This is a genomic window from Brevundimonas olei (genome assembly GCF_037055245.1).
GTDB lineage: Bacteria > Pseudomonadota > Alphaproteobacteria > Caulobacterales > Caulobacteraceae > Brevundimonas > Brevundimonas olei.
In genome coordinates, this window is sequence record NZ_CP146369.1 from 1242466 (window position 1) to 1264219 (window position 21754).

The 21754-nt window shown below is 68.8% G+C and carries 17 protein-coding genes; 6 read left to right on the plus strand and 11 right to left on the minus strand.

Annotated features, from left to right (window positions below):
- Positions 1–2: 2 nt before the first annotated feature.
- The gene (gene ligD / locus V8J38_RS05985; protein ID WP_338578280.1) at positions 3–2534 is read left to right on the plus strand and encodes a DNA ligase D; all 2532 of its coding nucleotides are present in this window, start codon (positions 3–5) and stop codon (positions 2532–2534) included.
- A 3-nt stretch (positions 2535–2537) separates the two neighbouring features.
- On the opposite strand, the gene V8J38_RS05990 is transcribed toward ligD, so the two are convergent.
- The 6 genes from V8J38_RS05990 to V8J38_RS06015 are packed head-to-tail and all read right to left on the minus strand — an operon-like array spanning position 2538 to position 11952.
- On the minus strand, positions 2538–3371 hold the full coding sequence (locus V8J38_RS05990; protein WP_338578281.1) for a Ku protein: 834 nt from the start codon (positions 3369–3371) through the stop codon (positions 2538–2540).
- 50 nt (positions 3372–3421) lie between these two features.
- Complete coding sequence (locus tag V8J38_RS05995; protein ID WP_338578282.1) at positions 3422–5887, minus strand: heavy metal translocating P-type ATPase; 2466 nt, start codon at positions 5885–5887, stop codon at positions 3422–3424.
- A 30-nt stretch (positions 5888–5917) separates the two neighbouring features.
- Positions 5918–9139 carry a CusA/CzcA family heavy metal efflux RND transporter gene (locus V8J38_RS06000; RefSeq protein WP_338578283.1) on the minus strand — a complete coding sequence of 1074 codons (3222 nt, stop codon included), beginning with the start codon at positions 9137–9139 and terminating at the stop codon, positions 5918–5920.
- 12 nt (positions 9140–9151) lie between these two features.
- Positions 9152–10324 (minus strand): efflux RND transporter periplasmic adaptor subunit, encoded by a 1173-nt coding sequence (locus tag V8J38_RS06005; RefSeq protein ID WP_338578284.1) that lies wholly within the window; start codon positions 10322–10324, stop codon positions 9152–9154.
- A complete protein-coding gene (locus tag V8J38_RS06010; protein ID WP_338578285.1) occupies positions 10324–11577 on the minus strand; it encodes a TolC family protein in 1254 nt (417 codons plus the stop codon). Before V8J38_RS06010 ends, V8J38_RS06005 begins: the two co-directional genes overlap by 1 nt.
- Before the next feature lie 54 nt (positions 11578–11631).
- On the minus strand, positions 11632–11952 hold the full coding sequence (locus V8J38_RS06015) for a hypothetical protein (RefSeq protein ID WP_338578287.1): 321 nt from the start codon (positions 11950–11952) through the stop codon (positions 11632–11634).
- A gap of 208 nt (positions 11953–12160) precedes the next feature.
- On the opposite strand from V8J38_RS06015, the gene V8J38_RS06020 reads away from it, so the two are divergent.
- Complete coding sequence (locus V8J38_RS06020; protein ID WP_338578288.1) at positions 12161–13336, plus strand: Xaa-Pro peptidase family protein; 1176 nt, start codon at positions 12161–12163, stop codon at positions 13334–13336.
- Positions 13333–14586, plus strand: a complete 1254-nt coding sequence (locus V8J38_RS06025; protein ID WP_338578289.1) for an FAD-binding oxidoreductase — start codon at positions 13333–13335, stop codon at positions 14584–14586. The genes V8J38_RS06020 and V8J38_RS06025 overlap by 4 nt, the downstream gene beginning before the upstream one ends.
- On the opposite strand, the gene V8J38_RS06030 is transcribed toward V8J38_RS06025, so the two are convergent.
- Positions 14583–16136 (minus strand): carboxylesterase/lipase family protein, encoded by a 1554-nt coding sequence (locus V8J38_RS06030; RefSeq protein ID WP_422388322.1) that lies wholly within the window; start codon positions 16134–16136, stop codon positions 14583–14585. The two genes, V8J38_RS06025 and V8J38_RS06030, sit on opposite strands and share 4 nt — an antisense overlap.
- Positions 16137–16264: 128 nt before the next feature.
- Between V8J38_RS06030 and V8J38_RS06035 the strand changes: the two genes are divergently transcribed.
- Positions 16265–17017: an SDR family NAD(P)-dependent oxidoreductase gene (locus V8J38_RS06035; RefSeq protein WP_338578294.1), complete on the plus strand. Its 753-nt coding sequence runs from the start codon at positions 16265–16267 to the stop codon at positions 17015–17017.
- Positions 17018–17043: 26 nt separating this feature from the next.
- On the opposite strand, the gene V8J38_RS06040 is transcribed toward V8J38_RS06035, so the two are convergent.
- Positions 17044–17643: a LysR substrate-binding domain-containing protein gene (locus V8J38_RS06040; protein WP_338578295.1), complete on the minus strand. Its 600-nt coding sequence runs from the start codon at positions 17641–17643 to the stop codon at positions 17044–17046.
- Between the two features lie 32 nt (positions 17644–17675).
- On the opposite strand from V8J38_RS06040, the gene V8J38_RS06045 reads away from it, so the two are divergent.
- Entirely contained in the window at positions 17676–18185 is a 510-nt protein-coding gene (locus V8J38_RS06045; protein ID WP_422388323.1) for a TonB-dependent receptor domain-containing protein, read from the plus strand.
- A gap of 90 nt (positions 18186–18275) precedes the next feature.
- Here the strand turns inward: V8J38_RS06045 and V8J38_RS06050 are convergent, their stop codons facing one another.
- Entirely contained in the window at positions 18276–19496 is a 1221-nt protein-coding gene (locus V8J38_RS06050; protein ID WP_338578297.1) for an MFS transporter, read from the minus strand.
- Between the two features lie 34 nt (positions 19497–19530).
- The gene (locus tag V8J38_RS06055; RefSeq protein WP_338578298.1) at positions 19531–20355 is read right to left on the minus strand and encodes an aldo/keto reductase; all 825 of its coding nucleotides are present in this window, start codon (positions 20353–20355) and stop codon (positions 19531–19533) included.
- Positions 20356–20468: 113 nt separating this feature from the next.
- Between V8J38_RS06055 and V8J38_RS06060 the strand changes: the two genes are divergently transcribed.
- Complete coding sequence (locus V8J38_RS06060; protein WP_338578299.1) at positions 20469–21371, plus strand: LysR family transcriptional regulator; 903 nt, start codon at positions 20469–20471, stop codon at positions 21369–21371.
- 14 nt (positions 21372–21385) lie between these two features.
- Here the strand turns inward: V8J38_RS06060 and V8J38_RS06065 are convergent, their stop codons facing one another.
- Complete coding sequence (locus V8J38_RS06065) at positions 21386–21748, minus strand: hypothetical protein (protein ID WP_338578300.1); 363 nt, start codon at positions 21746–21748, stop codon at positions 21386–21388.
- Positions 21749–21754: the final 6 nt, after the last annotated feature.

Consider the following 21754-nt stretch of genomic DNA (forward strand, 5'->3'; position numbering starts at 1 on the left):
CCATGCGCGGCGAACTGAAGACCTATCAGGCCAAGCGGCGTTTCGAGCAGACGCCGGAACCCAAGGGCGCTCGCCGAACCGGCGCCAAGGGCGCGCGTCGCTTCGTGATCCAGCGCCATGCGGCGACGCGGCTGCACTACGACTTCCGCATCGAGGCGGACGGCGTGTTGAAATCCTGGGCCGTGACCAAGGCCCCGTCGCGCGACCCCTCGGTCAAGCGCCTGGCGGTCGAGGTCGAGGATCATCCGCTGGACTACGGCGGGTTCGAGGGGACGATCCCGGCGGGCAACTACGGCGCGGGCACGGTGCAGCTCTGGGACGTCGGAACCTGGGAGCCGCAGGAGGCGGACCTCACAGCCGCCTGGGCGCGCGGTCAGATCAAGATGATCCTTCACGGCGAGCGGCTGAAGGGCAAATGGGCGCTGATCCGGCTGAAGAGCGATCGGGGCAAGCCGTCCAAGCGCAACAACTGGCTGCTGCTGAAGGAGAAGGACGAGCACGCCGTCGCCGGCGAGGGCGACGCCCTGGCCGAGATCGACGCCTCGGTGACGACCGGCCGCTCCCTGGCCCAGATCGCCGAGGGCGACGCGCAATGGACGTCCTCCAAGCCGACCCGCCGCAAGGCGCCGCCCAAGCCTGCATCGTCGAAGGCCGCGACAAGGGCGAAGCGGCCCGCCTTCGTCCCAATCCAGTTGTGTAAGGCGGTGGATCACCCGCCCTCGGCGGCCGGTTGGGCGCATGAGATCAAGTTCGACGGCTATCGGCTGCAGATCGGGATCGGCGGCGGCCAAGCGGTGCTGCGAACCCGCAAGGGCCTGGACTGGACCGATCGTTTCCCTGAGCTGGCGGCGGATGCGGCCGGCTGGCCCGATGCGGTGATCGACGGCGAACTATGCGCCCTCGACGACGACCACATGCCGGACTTCAGCGCCCTTCAGGCGGCGATATCCGAGGGGGATACGGGGCGACTGGTCTACTTCGCCTTCGACCTGTTGTTCGAAGGGGCTGAGGACCTGCGCAAGCTGCCCCTGTCGCATCGCAAGGCGCGGCTGCAGGCCTATATCGACCGGATCGGCGCAAAGGGCGCCGGGCGTCTGCGTTACGTCGAACATTTCGCCTCGACGGGGCAGGCCGTGCTGGAAAGCGCCTGCCGGATGCATCTGGAGGGCGTGATCTCCAAGAAGCTGGACGCGCCCTATCACGCCGGGCGGTCCTCGACCTGGGTCAAGTCCAAGTGCCGGGGGCGCGACGAGATCATCATCGGCGGCTGGTCGTCCGAGAGCGGCCGTCGGTTTCGGTCGCTGCTGGTCGGGGTGCGCGAGAAGGGCGGGCTGAAATACCTCGGCCGTGTGGGAACGGGCTTCGGCGAGGCGGCGACGCGGTTGCTGATCCCTGCGCTGAAGGCCGAGGCGGCGGACAAGAGCCCCTTTACCGGCGCAGGCGCGCCCGAAGGCGGCAAGGATATTCACTGGGTGAAGCCGAGGCTGGTCGCGGAGATCGAGCACGGCGGCTACACCGAGTCCGGGTCGCTGCGGCAGGCGGCCTTCAAGGGCCTGCGCGACGACAAGACCGCCGAGGATGTCACGACCGCGCCCCAGTCGCCCGCGTCGCCGCCGGCTTCGAGGAAGGGCGACAAAGTCACTGTGGCGGGCGTCGTCATCTCCAGTCCCGACAAGGTGTTGTGGCCGGGGAACGACGGCCGACCGCCCATCACCAAGGCCGATCTGGCGCGCTATTTCGAGGCGGCGGCCGAGCGTCTGCTGCCTCATGTGGCGGATCGGCCCGTCTCCATCATCCGGGCGCCGGACGGCATTGAGGGCGAAACCTTCTTCCAGCGCCACGCCATGGCGGGCTCCAATCCCCGGTTGAAACTGATCGACGTCAAGGCGCGCACCCCATACGTCGCCGTGGTCGATGTCGGCGGTCTGGCCGCCGTCGCCCAGTCGGGCGGACTGGAGCTGCACCCCTGGGGCTGCAAGCCGGGCGATCCCGAGACGCCGGACCAGATCACCTTCGATCTGGACCCCGACGTGGGGCTGGAATTCGACGATGTGATCGCCGCATCCGGCGTGGTGAAGGCGAAACTCGAGGGGTTGGGCCTCACCCCCTTCGTCAAGACGACGGGCGGCAAGGGCCTTCATGTGGTCGCGCCGATCCGCGCCGACGGCCGTTCCCGCGTGACCTGGGAGCAGAACAAGGCCTTCGCCAAGGCCGTGTCCGAGGCGATCAAGGCCGAGGCGCCGGACCGCTTCACCACCACCCTGGCCAAGAAGGCGCGAGGCGGAAAGATCTTCATCGACTATCTGCGCAATGGCCGGATGGCGACCGCCGTGGCGCCCTGGTCGCCGCGTGCGCGGCCGGCGGCGGGGATCGCCTTTCCCCTGTCGTGGGATCAGGTGAAGCCGGGACTGAGGCCCGCGGACTACAATCTATGGGTCTGGCCCGAATTGCTTGAGCGGCCAGATCCCTGGGCCGATTTCCGCGCCGCCGCCGTCAGCCTGAGACCCGCCCTGCGCAAGATGGGCGTGGAGTGACGCTCAGGCCGTCTTCTTGCGCGGCGCCGGCTTCTTCGCCGCCGGTTTGCGCGCGGCGCCGGCCGAACCCTTCAGACTGTTCTTCAGCGCCGCCATCAGGTCGATGACGTTGGTGTCGTCCGGCTCGGCCACGTCGACCAGACCCTTACCGCCCTTGGTCTTGGCCTTGATCATCTCGCGCAGGGCGTCGTCGTAGCGGTCCTTGAAGGCGGTCGGGTCGAATTCGGCCTCCTTCTGAGCGATGATGCGGGCGGCGATCTCGACCATGTCGGCGTCGGCCTTCACCTTCGGGATGTCGTCGAAATAGTCGTCGGCGTCGCGCACCTCGTCATGGGCGCGCAGGGTGTAGGCCAGCAGGCCCTTGCCGCGCACCTCCAGCGCCAGCTGGCGTTCCTTTCCACGCAGGACAAGCTGGCCCAGCGCCACCTTGCCCTGTTTCTGCATGGCGTCGCGGATGACGGCGAAGGCCTCGACGCCCGCGCCCTTCTCGGGAACGACGAAGAAGGGATCGTCCCAGTACAGGCGGTCGATGTCGGCCTCGTCCACGAACTTGTCGATGGCGATGGTCTTGGTGCTGTCCAGCCGCACCTGGTCGAAATCGGCGTCGTCGAACAGGACGTATTCGTCCTTGGACACCTCATAGCCGCGCACTAGATGGCTGCGCTCCACCGGACCGGCGTCGGGGTCGGTCGGCACCATGCGGATGCGGTTGTGGGTGTCCGGATTGATCAGGTGGAAGCGCACGTCGGCGGCGCTGGTCGTCGCGGTGTAGAGCGCCACCGGGCAGGTGACGAGCGACAGTTTCAGATGTCCTTGCCATGTCGGGCGAGCGGCCATGTCGGTTCTCCTCGACAGGCTAAATGCCCGGCGCGGAGATATGTTCGCGCTCAGGCGAAACGGTCGCGATAGGCCAGCAGGCGCAGGGCGTTGAACACCACCAGCAGGGTCGAACCCTCATGCAGGGCCACCGCCGGGCCGATGCCGAGGCCGAAGATGGTGGCAGGCACCAGGAAGGCGACCACGCCCAGGCTGACGACCAGGTTCTGACGGATGACCGCGCGGGTGCGGCGGCTCAGGCCCACGGTGAACGGCAGGTGCGACAGGTCGTCCGCCATCAGCGCCACATCGGCCGTTTCCAGCGCCACGTCCGACCCGGCCGCACCCATGGCCACGCCGACGGTGGCCGTGGCCATGGCCGGCGCGTCGTTGACCCCGTCGCCGACCATGGCGACCTTGGACTCGGCGCGCAGGCGCTTGATCGCCTCGACCTTGTCGTCGGGCATCAGGTCTCCCCAGGCCTCGGTCAGGCCGACCTGTCCGGCGATGGCCTCGGCCGCCTTCTGATGGTCGCCCGAGATCATGATCATGCGCTTGACGCCCAGACGGCGCAGCCGCTCCAGCGCATCGCGCGCGGCGGCTCGCGGCGTGTCCAGCAGGCCGATGACGCCCAGATCGCGATCGCCCTGTCGCACGACCATCAGGGTGCGTCCCTGATCACGCAGCCGGTCCACGGCCGTCGCCGTCGAAGAGGCGAGGGGGGCCACGCCGTCGGCGCCGAACATCTCAGGCTTGCCGATCAGAATGGTCTGGCCGTCCAGTTGGGCCGAGACGCCCTTGCCGGTCAGACTGTCCAGACTGGAAGCGGTCTGGATCGCGACGGCGCCCAGGCGTTCGGCGCCGTCGCGGGCGATGGCGGCGGCCAACGGGTGGTCGCTGAGGCGCTCGACCGCCACGGCGACCGACAGCAGCGTCGCCTCGTCTACGCCGTCGACCGGGACAACGTCGGTGATGCGCGGGCGGCCCTCGGTCAGGGTGCCGGTCTTGTCGAAGGCGATGGCGTCGACCGAGCCTAGGTTCTCCAGCGGGGCGCCGCCCTTGATCAGCACGCCGGCGCGCGCGGCGCGGGCGACCCCGGACAGGACGGCGCTGGGCGTGGCGATCGCCAGGGCGCAGGGGCTGGCCGCGACCAGCACCGCCATGGCGCGATAGAAGCTGTCGCGGAACGGCTCGTCCACCACCACCCAGGCGAACAGCAGGACGACGGCGGTCGCCAGCACCACCGGGACGAAGATGCGCTCGAACCGCTCGGTGAAGCGTTGGGTAGGCGACTTCTGGGCCTCGGCCTCGCTGACCATGCGGACGACCTTGGCCAGGGTGGTGTCGCTGGATTTGCGGGTCGTCTCGACCTCGATGGCCCCGGCGCCGTTGATGGTTCCGGCGAAGACGGCCGAGGCGGCGGCGATGGAGGCCGGACGGGCGCGCGCCTCGGCCGGATCGGCGACCGGCTGTTTGTCGACCGGCATGCTCTCGCCGGTGACGGGGGCCTGATTGATGCTGGTGGCGCCGCTGATGACGAAGCCGTCGGCGGGCAGGCGCTCATTGGGGCGCACCACGACCACATCGCCGATCTGAAGCTCTTCGACGGGCAGTTCGACGATGTCCAGACCGCGCCGCACATGGGCTGTGCGCGGCGCCAGTTCGGCCAGGGCCTCGATGGCCTTCTTGGCGCGGCCCATGGCGTAGTGTTCCAGCGCATGGCCCAGGCTGAACAGGAACAGCAGCAGGGCGCCCTCGGCCCAGGCGCCCAGGGCGGCGGCCCCGGCGGCGGCCACCAGCATCAGGGTGTCGATCTCGAACCTCTTGCGCTTCAGGTTGTCGATCGCCTCGCGCACGGTGAAGAAGCCGCCCAGCCCATAGGCGGACAGGTAAAGGGCCAGCGGTATCCAGCCGGGCAGGCCGGTCGCCAGCTTTTCCAGCACGAAGCCGACGCCCAGAGCGCCGCCGGCCATCAAGGCGAAGATCAGCTCCGTATTGGAGCCGAAGACGCCGCCGTGCGCGTGGTCGTGTTCGGCGTGATCCTCGCCCTCGACGTGGCGATGGGCCTTCTTCTCCGGGGCGGCCGGGAAGGGCGTGGGGGAAAAGCGCAGGCCGTGCGCGCCCAGCCGCTGGATCAGGCCGTCGCGGTTGATCCGGGACTGGTCGAACTCCAGGCTGACGGCGCCGGAGGCATCCAGCCCCGCCTCCAGCACGCCGGGCTCATCTTTCAGCGCCGCTTCCAGCGTCAGGGCGTGGCGGGCGTGGCGGACACCCTCGACCCAGCCGACCAGATGGCCGAACTGCTGGCTGATGTCGGCGCCCGCCTGCCGCGTTTTGCGCTTCACTTCGGCGGGGGACAGCAGCGCCGGGTCGTAGTGAAGACACAGCTGGGCGCCCTCGGGGGCTTCGATCACGTGGGCGTGGGACAGGCCAGGAACGCCGCTCAACGTCTTGATCAGGCGGTCCACGCAGGCGTCCGCAGCGTCAGGCGCATCGGGCAGCAGGACAGGAATATCCAACCTGATGGTGTTAGGCATGATGGCGGTCCTCCGACCTGTTCCCGTTCATCAGTTCTCGATTCCTTCAGCCTTGCGATGCCGGACCGCCTTGGCGGCGAAGGTCGGCAGCACCAGAAGCGTCAGGGCGGTGGCGGTCAACAGGCCGCCGATGACCACGGTGGCCAGCGGCTTCTGCACCTCGGCGCCCGCCCCGGTGGCGATGGCCATGGGGATGAAGCCGACGATGGCGACCAGGGCCGTGGTCAGCACCGCACGTAGGCGGCTGAAGGCGCCCAGCAGGGCGGCGTCGCGCGGCGTCTGGCCCGCCTGCAACCGCTCGCGGATCGCCTGCATCAGCACCAGTCCGTTCAGGGTCGCGACGCCCGACACGGCGATGAAGCCGACCGCCGCCGAGACCGAGAAGGGCATCCCCCTCAGCAACAGCGACAGCGCCCCGCCGACCAGCGCCAGCGGCACGCAGGCGAACACCAGTCCCGCCTCCGCAAACGATCCCAGCGCCATGAACAGCAATATGCCGATCAGGACGAAGACCACGGGGATGACCAGACCCAACCGCTGCTCGGCCCGTTTCAGGTTCTCGAACTGGCCGCCCCATTTGAGCGAATAGCCCGCGGGCAGGCTGACCTGCTGGTCGACCTGCTTCTGGGCGTCGGCGACGAAGCCGCCCAGATCGCGGCCGCGGACATTGGCCTGAACCACCATGCGGCGGCTGCCGTCGTTGCGGCTGATCTGGTTCTGGCCCTCCTTCACCTGAATGCGGGCGACCGAGGACAGGGGGATGGCTGCGCCGCTCGCCGTGGTGACAGGCAGGGCGTTCAGGGCGGCGGGGTCGTTACGCTCGGCGTCCGACAGGCGGACAACTACGTCGAAGCGGCGGTCGCCCTCGAAGATCTGACCCGCCTCGGCGCCGCCGATGGCGGCCGAGACGGCTTCGGACACATCCGCCGCCGACAGGCCGTAGTTGGCGGCGGCGAAGCGGTCGACGCTGACCGTCAGGGTCGGCAGGCCGGACGCCTGCTCCACCCGCACGTCGGCCGAGCCGGGCGTGTCGCGCAGGGCGTTGGCGACCTGATCCGCCGTCTTCTGAAGCTGGGCGAAATCGTCGCCATAGACCATGACCGCCAGATCTGTGCGGACGCCTGAGATCAACTCGTTGAAGCGCAGTTCGATCGGCTGGCTGAACTCGAAGGCGTTGCCCAACTGGGTCGAGGCGGCCTTCTCGATGCGGGCGATCAACTCTTCCTTAGGCAGGCGCGGATCGGGCCATTCCTTGCGCTTCTTCAGCACGATGACGGCGTCGGAGATGTTCGGCGGCATGGGGTCCACCGCCGCCTCGGCCGTGCCGGTGCGCGAGAAGACGGTCTTCACCTCGGGCTGGGCCTTGATGGCCCGCTCCAGCGCCATCTGCATGGCGAGGGATTGCTCCAGCGAGGCCGAGGGCACGCGCAGCGCCTGCATGGCGATGTCGCCTTCGTCCAGCGTCGGGATGAACTCGCGCCCCAGCAGGGTGAAGGCCAGAGCCCCGATCAGCAGGGCGCCGAAGGCCGAGGCCAGCACAGTCTTGGGATGCGAGACGGCGGCGCGGATGGCCGGTTCGATCCAGCGGCGCGCATGGCGCAGCAGGAAGGTTTCATGCTCCTCAGCCTCGCCGTTCTCATCGACGTGGACGGTCTTGGGCTCCTTGACCAGCAGGGCGGCCATGGCCGGGACGAAGGTGAAGGAGAAGATGAAGGCGCCGACCAGCGCCAGCATGACCGTTGCGCCCATGGGGATGAAGGTCTTGCCCTCGACCCCTTCCAGCATCAGCAGGGGGGTGAAGACCAGCAGGATGATCAGCTGGCCGAAGGCGGCGGGCTTGACCATCTGGCGCGCGGCGCCGGCGGCGACGCTAAGGCGTTCATTGCGGGTCAGGGCGCGGCCCAGATCGGCGCGCTTCTGGCCCAGCCGCAGCAGGGTATTCTCGACCACCACCACGGCGCCGTCGACCAGCAGGCCGAAGTCCAGGGCCCCCAGACTCATCAGGTTTCCGCTGATGCCGAAGCGATTCATGCCGATGACCGCGAACAGGAAACTGATCGGGATCATCAGGGCCGTGATCGTCGCCGCGCGGATGTTCCCCAGCAGCAGGAACAGCACGACGATGACCAGCAGGGCGCCCTCGGTCAGATTCTTGGCTACGGTCTTGATGGTGGAGTTGACCAGGGCGCTGCGGTTCAGCACCGGCTCGGCCACGATGTCGGGCGGCAGGCTGGCGCTGATCTGCTCCAGCCGTTCGGCGGAGGCCTGTGCCACGGTGCGGCTGTTCTCGCCCGCCAGCATCAGGGCGGTGCCGATCACCGCCTCATGGCCGTCGCGGCTGGCGCCGCCCAGACGCGGCGCCTGGCCGATCTCGACCACGGCCACATCGGCGACGCGAACGACCAGGCCGTTGCGGTTGACCACGGGGGCCTGGGCCAGATCCTCGACCGTCTGGGCCAGGGCGTCGGTGCGCACGGTCAGGGCCTCGCCCGCGCGCTGGATATAGCCTGCGCCCGCTTGGGTGTTGGCGCGGTCCAGCGCCTGGATCAGGTCGTTCAGGCTGAGGCCATAGCCGGCCAGTCGCGCCGGATCGGGGCGGACGGCGTATTCCTTCACATAGCCGCCGTTGACGTCGACTCCCGCCAGACCGGGCGCGGTCCGCATCCGGGGCGCGATGATCCAGTCCTGAACGGTACGCAGATAGGTGGCCCGCGCCTGCGGCGTGTCCAGCCGCTCGCCTTCGGGCGTCAGATAGGCGCCGTCGGGTTGCCAGCCGGGGCGGCCCGCGCGCGCCGTTCTGGCGTCAAAGGGCTTGAGGTCGACCGTCCACATGAGGACTTCGCCCAGGCCGGTGGTAATCGGCGACAGGGCCGGTTCGACGCCCTCGGGCAGGTTCTCGCGCGCCTGCGCCATCCGCTCGGCCACCTGCTGGCGGGCGAAGTAGATGTCGGTGGCGTCGCTGAAGATGACCGTCACTTGACTGAAGCCGTTGCGGGTCAGGGAGCGGGTGCTCTGTATCCCCGGAATGCCCGCCATGGCCGTCTCCAGCGGGTAGGTGACCTGACGCTCCATCTGTTCAGGGGCCAGGGCCGGGGCCACGGTGTTGATCTGCACCTGGCGGTTGGTGATGTCCGGCACGGCGTCGATCGGCAATTTGGTCAGCTGGAACAGGCCCCACGCCGCGATCAGGGTCGTGGCCAGGACGATGAACCAGCGGAAGCGGACGGACGCCTCAATGATGATTTTGAACATGATCGCCCTCCCTTAGTGGCCGTGCTCGGCTTCGCCCTTGGCAAGTTCGGCCTTGAGCAGGAAGGCGTTGGCCGAGGCGATTTTCTCGGTCCCGGTCAGGCCGCGCAGGATCTCGGTGGCGCCCCCGGCCTGACGTCCCGCCAGCACGGGTTGGGCGCGGAAGCCTTCGCCGGTCTGGACGAAGACCACCGTGGCGCCGTCGACCGTCTGCACCGCCTCGGACGGCACGGTCAGGGCGCCGCCGGACGGGCCTTCCGTGACCACAGCGCCGGTGACGGGCGATCCGGCGGGCGGCAGGCGGCCGCCCTCGGGCCGGGCGCGGATCACGGTCGCGCCGCTGTCCTGCAATCCGGCGTCGGCCGCGACGCCCGTGACCAGAGCGTCGAACTCGCCCTGCGGGCCGGTGACGCGAACGTGGGAGCCGAGGCGTACCTGAGCCGCCAGTTGCGGCGGGGCGTTGAAGACCAGCTCGACCCGCGCCGGATTGGTCACTTCGGCCACCACCGCGCCTTGCGCGACGAAGCCGCCCGGTCCGACCTGAACATTGGTGACGACGCCCGAGATGGGGCTGACCACGCTCATCCGGCCCGAAGCGTTGGGCGAGCCCGCCGCTGCCGCTCGCGCCCGCGCGGCGCGGGCCATGGCGTCTGCGCTGGCGGCCTGAGCCTGCGAGGCCTCGACCTCCTGACGTGCGACGACGCCCTGATCGGCCAGATTGCGGTTGCGTTGGTGGGCCTGTCGCGCAGCGGTCGCGGCGGCCGAGGCCGCGTCGATCTCGGCGCGCAGCGCAGCGCCGTCGCCGCTGATCAGACTGACCAGAGGCTGGCCCGCGCGCACCGTCTGACCCGGCGCGACCAGCACACGCTCGACCGTGCCGCCGACCACGGCGCCGACAGCGGCGCGCGCGTCCACCATGGCCTCGACCCGGCCGGACAGGCGCGTTTCGCCGCCCCCGCCGCGTGTGACGGCGACGACAGAAATGCCCGCCGCCTGAAGTTGTTCGGCGGTCAGTTCGACCACGCCTTCGGGCGCTTCTGCGGCTTCGCCTTCCGCCTCGGTCTTCTCGGCGGCAGGCGCGGGCGGATCAGACCGTGTGAACGTGAGGGCCAGCGCCCCGCCGCCCAGCAGGACGACGGCGGCGACGCTCGCGATCAGGACTTTCTTGTTCGATGACAGGGTGGACATCAGCGGCTTCCTTCAAAGGGCGCGCGGCCTTCCAGGCGCGCCAGATCGATCTCGGCGCGGACGCGCGCCATGCGGGCGTCGACAGCGGCGGATCGGGCGTTGATCAGTGCGGCGCGTCCGGTGCGCAGCTCCAGTTGCGAGATGCGTCCCGCCTCGGCGCCGATGCGCGACAGGCGATAGGCTTCCTCGGCCGAGGTCACGCCCGCATCGGCGGCCGACACCCGGCTGGCTGAAGACGCCAGACGCGCGACGGCGGCGGCGCGCTCGGCGCCTGCGTCCTGACGCGCCTGCATGACGCGCGCCTCGGCGGCCCGGTGCTCGGCGCGCGCGGCGTCGATGTTCCCACGGTTCCGGTCGAACAGGGGCAGGGGCAGGCTGAGGCCGAAGGTTAGAGCCGTCTGGTCTTCGGCGCCGAAACGGGTCACGCCGACGCTGGCGGTGACGTCAGGGCGTCCGTTGATGCGCTCGACGTCGATGCGGCGTTCGGCCGCCGCAGCCTCGGCCTTGGCTGTCCGCACCGTCGGCGCGTCGCGATCGGACCGGGCCGAGGGCGTCGTCGGCGCGTCCAGCAGTCCGGCCGCGATCGAGGTGGCGGGCGTCGGCAGCATGGCGACGGCGCTGAGGCGGGCGAAGGCGGCGTCGCGCTCGGCCTTGGCCTCATCCAGGCTGGCGCGGGCGGCGGCGGCTTCGCTCTCGGCCTGAATGCCGCGCAGCAGGGGCTCGCGCCCTTCCTCGACCAGAGCCAGGGCCGCGCGGGCGTCGGCCACGGCCAGGGTCAAGGCTTCCTCGGCGAGGGTCGCCCGACGCTGGGCCGCTTCGGCCTCGGCGTAGATCAGCGCCAGTCGCCCGGCGGCGTCAATCACGGCCATGTCGCGGCGCAGGGCGGCGGCGCCCGCCTCGGCGCGGGCGGCGTTCACCCGTGCGGGACGGCGGTCCCAAAGCTCCAGATCCTGGCTGAACGACAGGCTGAGGTCGCCGTTGTCGAAACCGGAATAGGGGCCGGAGCCGGCGACGTTCTCAAGGTCGACGGATAGGTTGGGATTGGGGCGGACGCGGGCCTGACGGACGCGCGCTTCGGCGGCGTCGCTCAGAGCCTCGGCTTCGACGGCGACGGGGGTCCGGCCCAGTCGGGCGAGCAGTTCGCCATAGGCGGGCGCGGGATCAGCCCACGCCGGGGCGGCGCCGAAAACGGCGGCCATGGCGAGCGCGCAGCCGGCCGCCAGACGCGGCCGACGACGATGTGTCGGGGACATGGTTCATTTCCAGAGATGATCAGAAGAAGGGCGCGCGAAGGCGCAGGCTTCCGATCAGCCTCTGGGGGGCCGCATCAGTCCGTCGGCGACAAAGGACACGGCGCCGTCGTCACGCAGGAGATAGCGGCTGGCGACGGTTGCGGGCTTGGCGATCTGCATATCGCCGCAAGCCTGGGGTTCGCCGGGATGGTGGCAGTGGCCGTGTATGTCTCCGCCCACGTCGCCAGGGACGTGCTCGGCGCCGTCCTGGGCGTGGTCTTCGGTCAGGATCTGATACGCGACGAGGGAGTCTGGGGCGCAGGCGGCCGCGTCGGCTGCAGGCGCGATCACCAGGGCGGCGATGATCAGCGTCAACGTCGCAAACAGGTTCGCCAATGTCATCACCGACCGAGGCATGGCCGTCTAGGTAGGAGGCGGTCCGATCCAAGGCAATCTGTTATAAGGTTCACGGGATAAGGCGACTTTACGACGGTCTCCGCGGCGCTGGCGCGGGGGAGGACCCGGCGTTTCAAGGCGCAGCCTTGCCGTCTGGCCTCGGCCATGAAAGAAGTCGCCGTATCATATATATTATACGATGAATCCCATGACGTTCCTTCCTCCCGCCGCCGCCCCCATCACCGCAGATGAACGCAGCGCGCGCATCCAGGCCCTGGCGGCGCGTCTGAAGGCCGAAGGTCTGTCCGCCCTGCTGGTCGGGCCGACGACGTCCCTGCGCTACTATACGGGGCTGGACTGGCATCCGTCAGAGCGGCTGACGGGAGCCCTGATCCACGCCGACGGGCGGGTGGAATACATCTGCCCTCGCTTCGAGCTGGACAAGGTGGCGGGTCTGACGGCGGCGCCGAACGCGATCACCGGCGACATCCTGACCTGGGAAGAGGAGGAGAGCCCCTATGTCCTGGCGGCGGGGCGTCTGGCCGATGGCGGCGTCCTGGCGGTCGACGACCAGGCGGCGGCCTTCATCTGGCTGGGCCTGAGCCGGGCGTTGGGGGCGGATCGTGTTACGGACGGCGGCCCGCTGATCCTGGCCCAGCGCAGCCTCAAGTCACCCGCCGAGATCGCGCTTCTGACCCGCGCCAAGGCCATCACCCTGGAGGTCCAGCGCCGCACCCGCCGCTGGTTGAAGGTCGGCGTGCGCACGTCCGAGGTCATGGCCTTCATCGACGCCGAGCACCGCGCCCTGGGCGGGGAAGGGGGCTCCTGGTTCTGCCTGGTCTCCTTCGGCGACGACACCTGCCTGCCCCACGGAGGCGAGGGCGACCGCGCCCTGCACACAGACGACGTGGTGCTGATCGATACGGGCACTCTGGTCGACGGCTATCACTCGGACATCACCCGCACCTATGTCTTCGGGGAACCGACCGAGGACTTCCGCCGCGTCTGGACGCACGAGAAGGAAGCCCAGGCCCGCGCCTTCGCAGCGGCTCGCCTCGGCGCGCCGTGCCACAGCGTCGATGACGCAGCGCGCGACTATCTGACCGGCCTCGGCTATGGCCCGGACTATCGCCTCCCGGGCCTGCCGCACCGCACCGGACACGGCATCGGACTGGACATCCATGAGGCGCCCAACCTGGTGCGCGGGGACGTCACGTCGCTGGCCCCAGGCATGTGTTTCTCCAACGAGCCGATGCTGGTCATTCCGGGCCGGTTCGGCGTGCGTCTGGAAGACCATTTCTGCATGACCGAAAGCGGACCGGTTTGGTTCACCGAGCCTTCGCACAGCCTGGACGATCCCTTCGGCGAGGGCGCCTCTGCATGAGGGCGCCCCGGCGGTGGGCGATCGTCGGCGGCGGCCTGATCGGGACGGCGACGGCCCTCAGGCTTCAGGCGGCGGGTCTTGAGACGACGCTGATCGACCGGGGCGACGCCCGGCGCGGCGCCTCCTTCGGCAACATCGGCCATATCGCGGCCGAGCAGTGCGAGCCCATGCCCTCGCCCGCGACGCTGAAAAGCGCCTTCGGGCGGTTGTTCGCCTTTGGCGGGCCGCTGGACTTCCGCGCACGGGACGTCGCCCTGTGGGGGCCGTGGGCGTTGCGCTTTCTGGCGGCCTCGCGCCCGGTTGCGGCCGCGCATGGGGCCGAGGTTCTGGCGCGGCTGCTGGACGATCCTCTGGGCGCGTGGGCGCGACTGGCGGCGTTGGCCGAGGCGCCCGGCGACCTGATCCGCCCCACGGGCCACGCCGTCGTGTGGTCCACGCCCGAGGCGGCGCGGAAAGGTCTGGAGACCTGGCGCGGGGCGCGCACGGGGAACGCCGCCTTTCGGCCCATGGAGGGCGAAGAACTGGCCGCCTACGACGCGGTGCTGAACGCGCGTCCCGCAGGCGGCGTCCGCTTTACCGGCACGGGGCAGGTCAGCGAGCCCCAGCGCGTGCGCGACGCCCTGTCGGCTGCGTTCACAAGACAGGGCGGGACTGTAATTCAGGCCGACGTGCGCCGGCTGCGGCCCGTGGCTGACGGCGTCGACATCATTCTGGAGGACGGCGCGGTCGTCGACGCCGAGCGGGTGATCGTGGCGGCGGGCGCCTGGTCGGCCGAGCTTCTGGCGCCGCTCGGCCTGACGGTTCCGCTGATCGGAGAGCGCGGCTATTCGGTCCAGTCCGCCCGGCATGAATGGCCGGAGGACCTGCCGCTGACGGTGTTCGAGGACCGGGCCCTGGTGGTGGCGCGTTTCAGCGGCGGCCTGCGCGCGTCCAGCCACGTCGAGTTCGGCGCGCCCTCCGCGCCGCCCGACCCGCGCAAATGGCGACGGATCGAGGCCCAGTTGCAGGCGCTGGGCGTCGTCTTCGCAGAGACGCCGGATCGCTGGTGCGGGCCGCGCCCGACCCTTGCGGACTATCTTCCGGCGATCGGCAGGCTGCAGGCGCACCCGGCGATCCATTACGCCTTCGGCCATCAGCACCTAGGCCTGACGCTGGCCGCCTTCACGGCGGAGACGATGGAAGGGCTCGCCCTGGGGCGGCCGGCGCCGGCGTGGCTGGATGCGCTGAGGATCGAGCGCTTCGCGCGCTAGGTCCCCGGCTGGATGTAGGGGATGGCCGAGAAGAATTCGCGCTCGTCTCCGCGCGGATCGTCGGCCTGGCGCGACACGACATCGAACAGCATGGTCTGCCGCCTCGGCAGGTCGTAGCGCTCCCACCGCGCCAGGCCGGCGTGATTCGGATCTCCATCCCGCGCCAGGGCGATGAAGGCGTCGCTCATCGTATCCGCCACCGTCTGAGCGCCGGGTTCTGAGGCGCCTGCGGCCACATTGTCGAACACCAGCGGAATGTCGGCGGTATGGAAGGCGCCCTTGCGCCCCGAAGCCATCGCGCCGGCGAAATCCAGTTGATAGACCCAGGCGGGGGCGCCGGCCTTCGCCCGCTCCTCGGCCTCGATCACAGCTCCGCGCCAGGACCGGCCGGCCGTGGTCGCGGCGATCAGGACCTGATCGGGCGACCAGTCGGGATGCATCCGGCGATAGCCGGCGATCACGGCCTCGGGCGTGATGTCGATCCGCATGACGGCGGGCGTGATGCGATCGACCAGAGTGTCCCAGGTCAGGCCGGCGTTGGCCGGATCGTCGCCCATGAAACCCAGGGTCTCTTCGCGGGTGTTGCCGATGATCATCGGAATGGTCAGGCCCTGGGGGGCCGCGTCCGGATAGAAGGGATGGCGCGGCAGGTGGCGGAAATCCAGCACGGGGCCGAAGTAGACGCCGCCGAAGCCCAGGACGGGATCCGTCTGCGTCTGCGCTTCGAGCAGTCGCTCGACCGGCAGGGTCGCGGCCTCTCGCGCCCGGTCGGGCGTCAGGCCCAACGCCTTCAGCCAGGCCTCGGCGCGTGCGGTGGCGTTGAGAGGGCCGGACGCGGTGACCTGCTGGCCGCTCATGGTGGCGGCGCGGTGGAACAGGCCTCGGGCCGCCGGCATGGCCATCAGGGTGGCGATCTTGGCGCCGCCGCCCGACTGTCCGAACAGCATGACGCGGTCGGGGTCGCCGCCGAAAGCCGCGATGTTGTCACGAACCCAACGCAGGGCCAGGATCAGATCCAACTGGCCGACGTTGCCTGAATCCTCGAACCCGTCGGCCAGACGCGCCAGATAAGCGTAGCCCAGGGCGTTCAGCCGATGGTTCAACGTGACGACCACGACGTCGCCGCGCGTGGCCAGGCGCGTTCCGTCGTAGAGCGCCGCCGATCCCGAGCCGCTCGAATAGCCGCCGCCATGGATATAGACCATCACGGGGCGTCGTCCGGCGTCGACGCCGGGCGTCCACACGTTCAGGAACAGGCAGTCCTCGCTCTGGTTCGGCTCCCGCCCTCGCTGAGGGCTGGCGGCGCCGAAATCGCGAGCCGGCGCCGGATCGCGCCACGGCGTCGGCGGCTGAGGGGCCTGGAACCGGCGCGTCGGGGCGCCATAGCGGATGCCCTTGAAGACGTTTACGCCGCTTTGGCGCAGGCCCGTGACGGGCCCGGCGGTCGTATTCACGCGCGGGTCGCCCCGATCGGGCGCCATAGCCAGGCCAGACGTTGGAAACCCGGCAAGCGCCAGGGTTGAGAGGCAGGCCGCTCTTCGTGTGATCATCGTCGCTTCCCCCTAGGAAACCGGTATCATCACCCTATCAGGATAAACTTGACCAGCTCCAGAGTTGCGAAGAGACAAGTCGGTTCATCCATTCAGAGCTGGTTGCGAACTATCGAGGAGGCCGAAAGGTGAAGACCAACCGTGTGGCGATCGTGACGGGCGCCGCAGGCGGCATCGGCGAAGGCATCGCCGAGCGGCTCGCCAGGGACGGGTGCGCGGTTGCGCTTATCGATGTCGACGGCAACCGGTGCGCGGAAGCCGCCGCCCGGCTGAGCGCGTTCGGTCAGACGATGGCCGCCCAGGCCGACGTGAGCGATCCGCAAGCGGTGGCGAACGCCGTTGATCGCGTGGTCGAGCAATTCGGCGCGCCCACGATCCTGGTCAACAACGCGGGGTTCGCGCGCGACAAGCCCTTCGACCAAATGAGCCTGGAAGAGTGGGATCTCGTTCAGGGCGTGCATCTGCGCGGCTCCTTCCTGATGTCGCGCGCGGTCGTGCCCTATATGAAGGCGCAGCGCTGGGGACGGATCATCAACATCTCCAGCATCTCGGCGTCCGGCCATCCGGAACGCGCGAACTATTGCGCCGCCAAGGCGGGCGTAGAGGGCTTCGTGCGGTCTCTGGCCGTGGAGTTGGGGCCGCTGGGGATCACGGCCAATGCGGTGGCCCCCGGTCTGGTCGTGACGGCGATGACCCACGCCACCGCGGCCAGGCGCAAGCTTTCCCTGGAAGATCATCTGGCGGACACGGTGAGCCGCATTCCGGTGAAGCGCCCCGGCACGCCTGGAGACATCGCCCATGCCGTGGCCTATTTCGCCAGCGAGGAGGCCGGCTTCGTCACAGGTCAGGTGCTGACGGTGTCCGGAGGGGTGATCGTCTGACGTTTCTTTCGGCGTGAAGGCGCCTCTCAGGCGGTCGGCCCGATCTTGGACCATAACGCTTCTGCGGAACGATCCATCGGCGAGGCGGGACGGATGACGACGACATCCAGCGGCACGCTCCAGCTTTCGTCACCGCAACTCACCAGCCGTCCGGCAGCGATGTCCTCGTTCACCAGGGTGCGGGGAAGCCAGGCGATGCCGCGCTGCTCCCGGGCGAGCGAACTCAGCGTCGCTGCTAGATGCGACGTCACCACGGTCTTGAGCGGGGTCACCCGACGATGGCGCATCACGGTTGTGTCCAGGATGCGCCGCAGGCCCGATTCCGAACTGTAGGCCAGATAGGGCGTCGGCTCCATGTCCTCCTCAAGTCGCCACAGCGGCGCGCCATCGTCGTCGGGCGCGCAATAGGGTTCGAGGCGATCCGCGCCTACGATCTTGGTGAGAAAGCGCGGCGCGGCGAACCGGCCGCGGTCGTTATGATGCTGATGACAGAGCAGGAACTGAGCGTCGCCTTGCATCATCAAGGCTTCGCAGCCGCGCAGGCTGTCGGACGCCAGGCTCAGAGGGCCCAGGGGAGAGTCGCGCTCCAGCTCTCTCATCCAGTTCGGCAGGAAGGTGAAGGACAAGGCGTGGGTGGCCGCGAACCGATGATTTCGAGGTGACCCGGCCGGTCAACACCGACGGTGGGGAACTGTCGGGGGTGGAACTCAATGTGCGTCGAGACTTCGATTTCCTGCCAGGTCTGTGGTCGAACCTGGGGGCGATGGCGAACTACACCTATGTGTCGTCGGATATCGAGTATCTGACGTCGTCCACTCCTGGCGCCCCGACCGTGAATTCAACTCTGGTCGGCCTGTCCAAGAACGCCGCCAACGGCACCCTCTACTATGAGGACGACCGGCTGAGCGTAAGGGGATCGGTAGCTTATCGCTCAGGCTATCTGACCCAGGTTCCGGGGCGGAACAGCAATTTTGAGGAAGGCGCCAATGAGACGGTGAACTTCGATATGCGGATCAGCTATCAGCTGAATGACAGTCTCGAGGTTTCTGTTGAGGGCATCAACCTGACAGATGAATTCGAGAGCCGCTATGTCGATGTCAGCAACCGACCGTGGGTCTATTCGCATACCGGACGCCAATTCTACCTGGGCCTCCGGTACACCTACTAGGCCGCAAGGGGCCTAGGCCCTGATTTCTCCCGTCAGGGTTAATGGGCGCCGCGACCGCGGCGCCCATTTTTGTTGCCCGAATCCTCGGCGTTATCGGCCGCTTTCCTTGGCGATCGGAAGGTGTGGAGCCCGGGACGGCCGGGCTGTGAGCAGGACCATGCCGAAGCCGGCCGCCGCCAGCAGGCCGCCCGCGACGGGCACCGTGGCATAGCCCAGGTTCAGGCTGATGACGGCGGCGCCGACGGCCGCGCCCAGGGCGTTGCCCAGGTTGAACGCCCCCACATTGATGGAGGAGGCCAGGCCCGGCGCCTCGGACGCCGCTTCCATGACGCGCATCTGCACCGGAGGGACGATGGCGAACGCCGCGCCGCCCCACAGCAGCAGGCCGATCGCGACGCCGACGGGACTGCTGAACACGAACGGCAGGACGAACATGATGAGCGCCAGGGCGCCGAGGAAGATCTTGGTCGCGCCGTCCAGCGACCAGTCGGCCAGTCGTCCGCCCAGCCAGTTGCCGATGGTGAAGCCGACCCCGATCAGGGCGAGGCTGAGCGTGACGAAACCGTTCGAGGCGCCGGTCAGGGTCTGAAGGGCTGGGGCGACATAGGTGTAGAGGGTGAACATGGCGCCGGCTCCCATGACGGTCGTCGCCATGGCCAGAAGCACAGGGCCGCGGGTGAGAACGCGCAGTTCGTGTCGCAGGTCCGGCATGGCGCCGCGTTCGCCCTTGGGCAGGGCGAACCACAGGGCCGCGATGGCGAGGACGCCGATCAGGGCCGTGCCGGCGAAGGCCATGCGCCAGCCGATCTGCTGGCCGATCCATGTCGCGGCGGGCACCCCTCCGATATTGGCGATGGTCAGGCCCATGAACATGGCGGCGACGGCGCTCGCCTGCTTGTCCTTGGGAACGACGCTGGCCGCCACGACGGCGCCCAGGCCGAAGAAGGCTCCGTGGTTGAGGCTCGTCACCAGACGCGCGGCCAGCAGAGTGAAGTAGCCGGGCGCCATGGCCGACATCAGGTTGCCGATGGTGAAGATCGACATCAGCAGGATGAGGGCCGTTCGCTTGCCGAAGCGGGTGAAGGCCAGCGTCATGATCGGGGCGCCGATCATGACGCCCATGGCGTAGGCGCTGATCAGCAGGCCGGCCTTGGGGATCGAGACGTCGACCCCCTGGGCGATCACGGGCAGCAGGCCCATGGGCGAGAACTCGGTGGTGCCGATGCCGAAGGCGCCCACGGCGAGCGCCAGCAGGGCCCAGCGGACGTGCGCGGGTTGGGCGGCCGGCGTTGCGGTCGCGGAAGCGGTCATGTCCATCTTCATCTTCCTCAGGGGCTCGGATTTCCTAGGCGTCCCAGGCGGGGGCGAGGCCGGCGGGGCTGACGAGGCGGCCGTCAGGCCGAGCCAGGGCGGCGATGGCGGCCATGTCGGCGTCGTCCAGGGCGAAGTCGAAGATGGCGATGTTCTCGGCCGCGCGCGCCGGGTTGGCGGTCTTGGACAGGGCGACGTAGCCTTGCTGGATCAGCCAGCGCAGGCCGACCTGGGCGGCGCTCTTGCCGTATCTGGCGCCGATCCGCTGCAGGACCTCGTCCTTGGGCACGGCGCCGTCCGCCATGCTGTAGTAGGCGGTGACGGCCACGCCGGCTTCCTTGGCGGCGGCGGTCAGGGCGTGCTGCGGCAGATAGGGATGCAGTTCGACCTGGTTGGTCACGATCGGGGCGGCCGAGCGTTCGATCGATTCCCGCATCTGCGCGATGTTCTGGTTGGAGACGCCGATGAAACGCGTCTTGCCGGCCGCCTGGACGGCGTTCAGCCGTTCGATCTGTTCGGCGATCGGAACCAGATCGGCCGGCCAGTGCAGCAACAGGAGGTCGACCTGATCGACCTTCAGCCTGTCCAGGCTCTCGTCGACCGAGGCGGCGAAGGCGTCGGCGCTGTAGTTGTCGACCCAGACCTTGGTGGTGAGGAACAAGTCGTCGCGACGGGCTCCGGCGGCCTGCAGGGCGCGACCGAGCGCGGCTTCGTTCTGATAGATCTGGGCCGTGTCGAAGTGGCGGAAACCGGCTTCGAGCGCGGCGGGAACGACGCGTTCGACCTCCGCGTCGGACATGCGGAAGACGCCGAAACCAAGGGCCGGAACGGCGGCGCCGTGAGCGGTGACGGTCTGCATCTGAAGCTCCTCGCTGTTTCTGAAGGCGCAGCGGAAGTAGGGCTTCGGTTCAAACTTGATAATCGCGCCGAAATTCCCATCATCTGTGAAATAAAATCATGGATGATGTGGCGATGGATAACCGAGCCGGCGAAATGCAGGTCTTCCTGCGCGTGGTGGAGAGCGGCAGCTTTTCGGAAGCGGCCCGCCTGCTGGGCATGACGCCCTCCACCGTCAGCAAGCTGATCTCGCGCGTGGAGGATCGGCTCGGCGTTCGCCTGATCGAGCGCTCGACGCGGCGCCTTTCCCTGACCGCTGAGGGCGAAATCTACTACGAACGCAGCCAGACCTTTTTGCAGGATCTCGACCAGATCGAGCAGGAGTTGTCGCAGGGCGCGGCCGCCACGGGCGGGCGAGTTCGGGTCAACGTCTCGGTGGCGCTGGGCGTCCTGGGTCTGGAGCCGCTGCTGCCGGAGTTCTGGAGGGCCTATCCGAATATCGTCGTCGACCTGTCGCTGTCGGACGAGATCGTCGACCTCTATCTCGACCGCACCGATATCGCCTTTCGGGTCGGCCGACTGCCGGATTCAGGCATGGTCGCGCGTCGCATCGGGACGGCGCATCGCAAGATCGTCGCTTCGCCCGCCTATCTGGCGCGTCATGGCGCGCCCCGGACGGTCGATGATCTATCCCGACACAACTGCCTGGGCTTCAACTTTCGTCGGGCCGTGCCCGTCTGGCCGCTCAAGGAACGAGGCCGTGTGGTCGAACGCGTCGTCCACGGCTCCTTGCTCGGCAACAACGGCGAGACGGTCCGGCGCATGGCCCTGGCCGATGTCGGATTGGCCCGCATGGGCGACTACCACGTCCGGGCCGATCTGGCCGCGGGCCGCCTGGTGGAGGTCCTGGGCGACGTGATCGAGCGGGACGAAGAAGAAATCCACGCCGTCTTCCTGGGCGGACCGCGCATGCCGGAGCGAGTTCGGGTCTTTCTCGACTTCGTCGTGCCGCGACTCCAGAAGTTCCTGAACGGCTGAGGCCTGGACGCCGATCACCAGGCGTCGGGTTCGCGCACCATGTGGACGATGTTGGCGGGATTCATGATCCAGCCGCCGCGAAACGATTCCCCGAGCGGCTCGATCGGATCGCAGCGTACGGCGCCGCCGTCTTCCAGTCGTTTCAAGGCGGAGGCGTGGTCCGGCGTGAACAGTTCCAGCCAGACCTCGGCCTGGGTCATGGTCTCGGCTTCGTCGATCCAAAGTTGGTTCGGGCCGAGCTTGAAACCGACCGCCGGCGCCTTTTCCGCGATGGGCTCCAGGCCGACCACGTCCCGGTAGAAGGCGATGACGGCCTGATATTGATGGCTCGGCACCTTCATGGCGATGTTGACGCCGCCTTCGATCTTCACACTCATCCGGGA

Coding starts and splice junctions, on each gene's coding strand:
- V8J38_RS06020 (WP_338578288.1), top strand. CDS start 12,161: ATGACGTTCCTTCCTCCCGCCGCCGCCCCCATCACCGCAGATGAACGC.
- V8J38_RS05995 (WP_338578282.1), bottom strand. CDS start 5,887: ATGCCTAACACCATCAGGTTGGATATTCCTGTCCTGCTGCCCGATGCG.
- V8J38_RS06010 (WP_338578285.1), bottom strand. CDS start 11,577: ATGTCCCCGACACATCGTCGTCGGCCGCGTCTGGCGGCCGGCTGCGCG.
- V8J38_RS06055 (WP_338578298.1), bottom strand. CDS start 20,355: ATGCAGACCGTCACCGCTCACGGCGCCGCCGTTCCGGCCCTTGGTTTC.
- V8J38_RS05990 (WP_338578281.1), bottom strand. CDS start 3,371: ATGGCCGCTCGCCCGACATGGCAAGGACATCTGAAACTGTCGCTCGTC.
- V8J38_RS06005 (WP_338578284.1), bottom strand. CDS start 10,324: ATGTCCACCCTGTCATCGAACAAGAAAGTCCTGATCGCGAGCGTCGCC.
- V8J38_RS06060 (WP_338578299.1), top strand. CDS start 20,469: ATGGATAACCGAGCCGGCGAAATGCAGGTCTTCCTGCGCGTGGTGGAG.
- V8J38_RS06050 (WP_338578297.1), bottom strand. CDS start 19,496: ATGACCGCTTCCGCGACCGCAACGCCGGCCGCCCAACCCGCGCACGTC.
- V8J38_RS06025 (WP_338578289.1), top strand. CDS start 13,333: ATGAGGGCGCCCCGGCGGTGGGCGATCGTCGGCGGCGGCCTGATCGGG.
- V8J38_RS06000 (WP_338578283.1), bottom strand. CDS start 9,139: ATGTTCAAAATCATCATTGAGGCGTCCGTCCGCTTCCGCTGGTTCATC.
- V8J38_RS06030 (WP_422388322.1), bottom strand. CDS start 16,136: ATGATCACACGAAGAGCGGCCTGCCTCTCAACCCTGGCGCTTGCCGGG.
- ligD (WP_338578280.1), top strand. CDS start 3: ATGCGCGGCGAACTGAAGACCTATCAGGCCAAGCGGCGTTTCGAGCAG.
- V8J38_RS06065 (WP_338578300.1), bottom strand. CDS start 21,748: ATGAGTGTGAAGATCGAAGGCGGCGTCAACATCGCCATGAAGGTGCCG.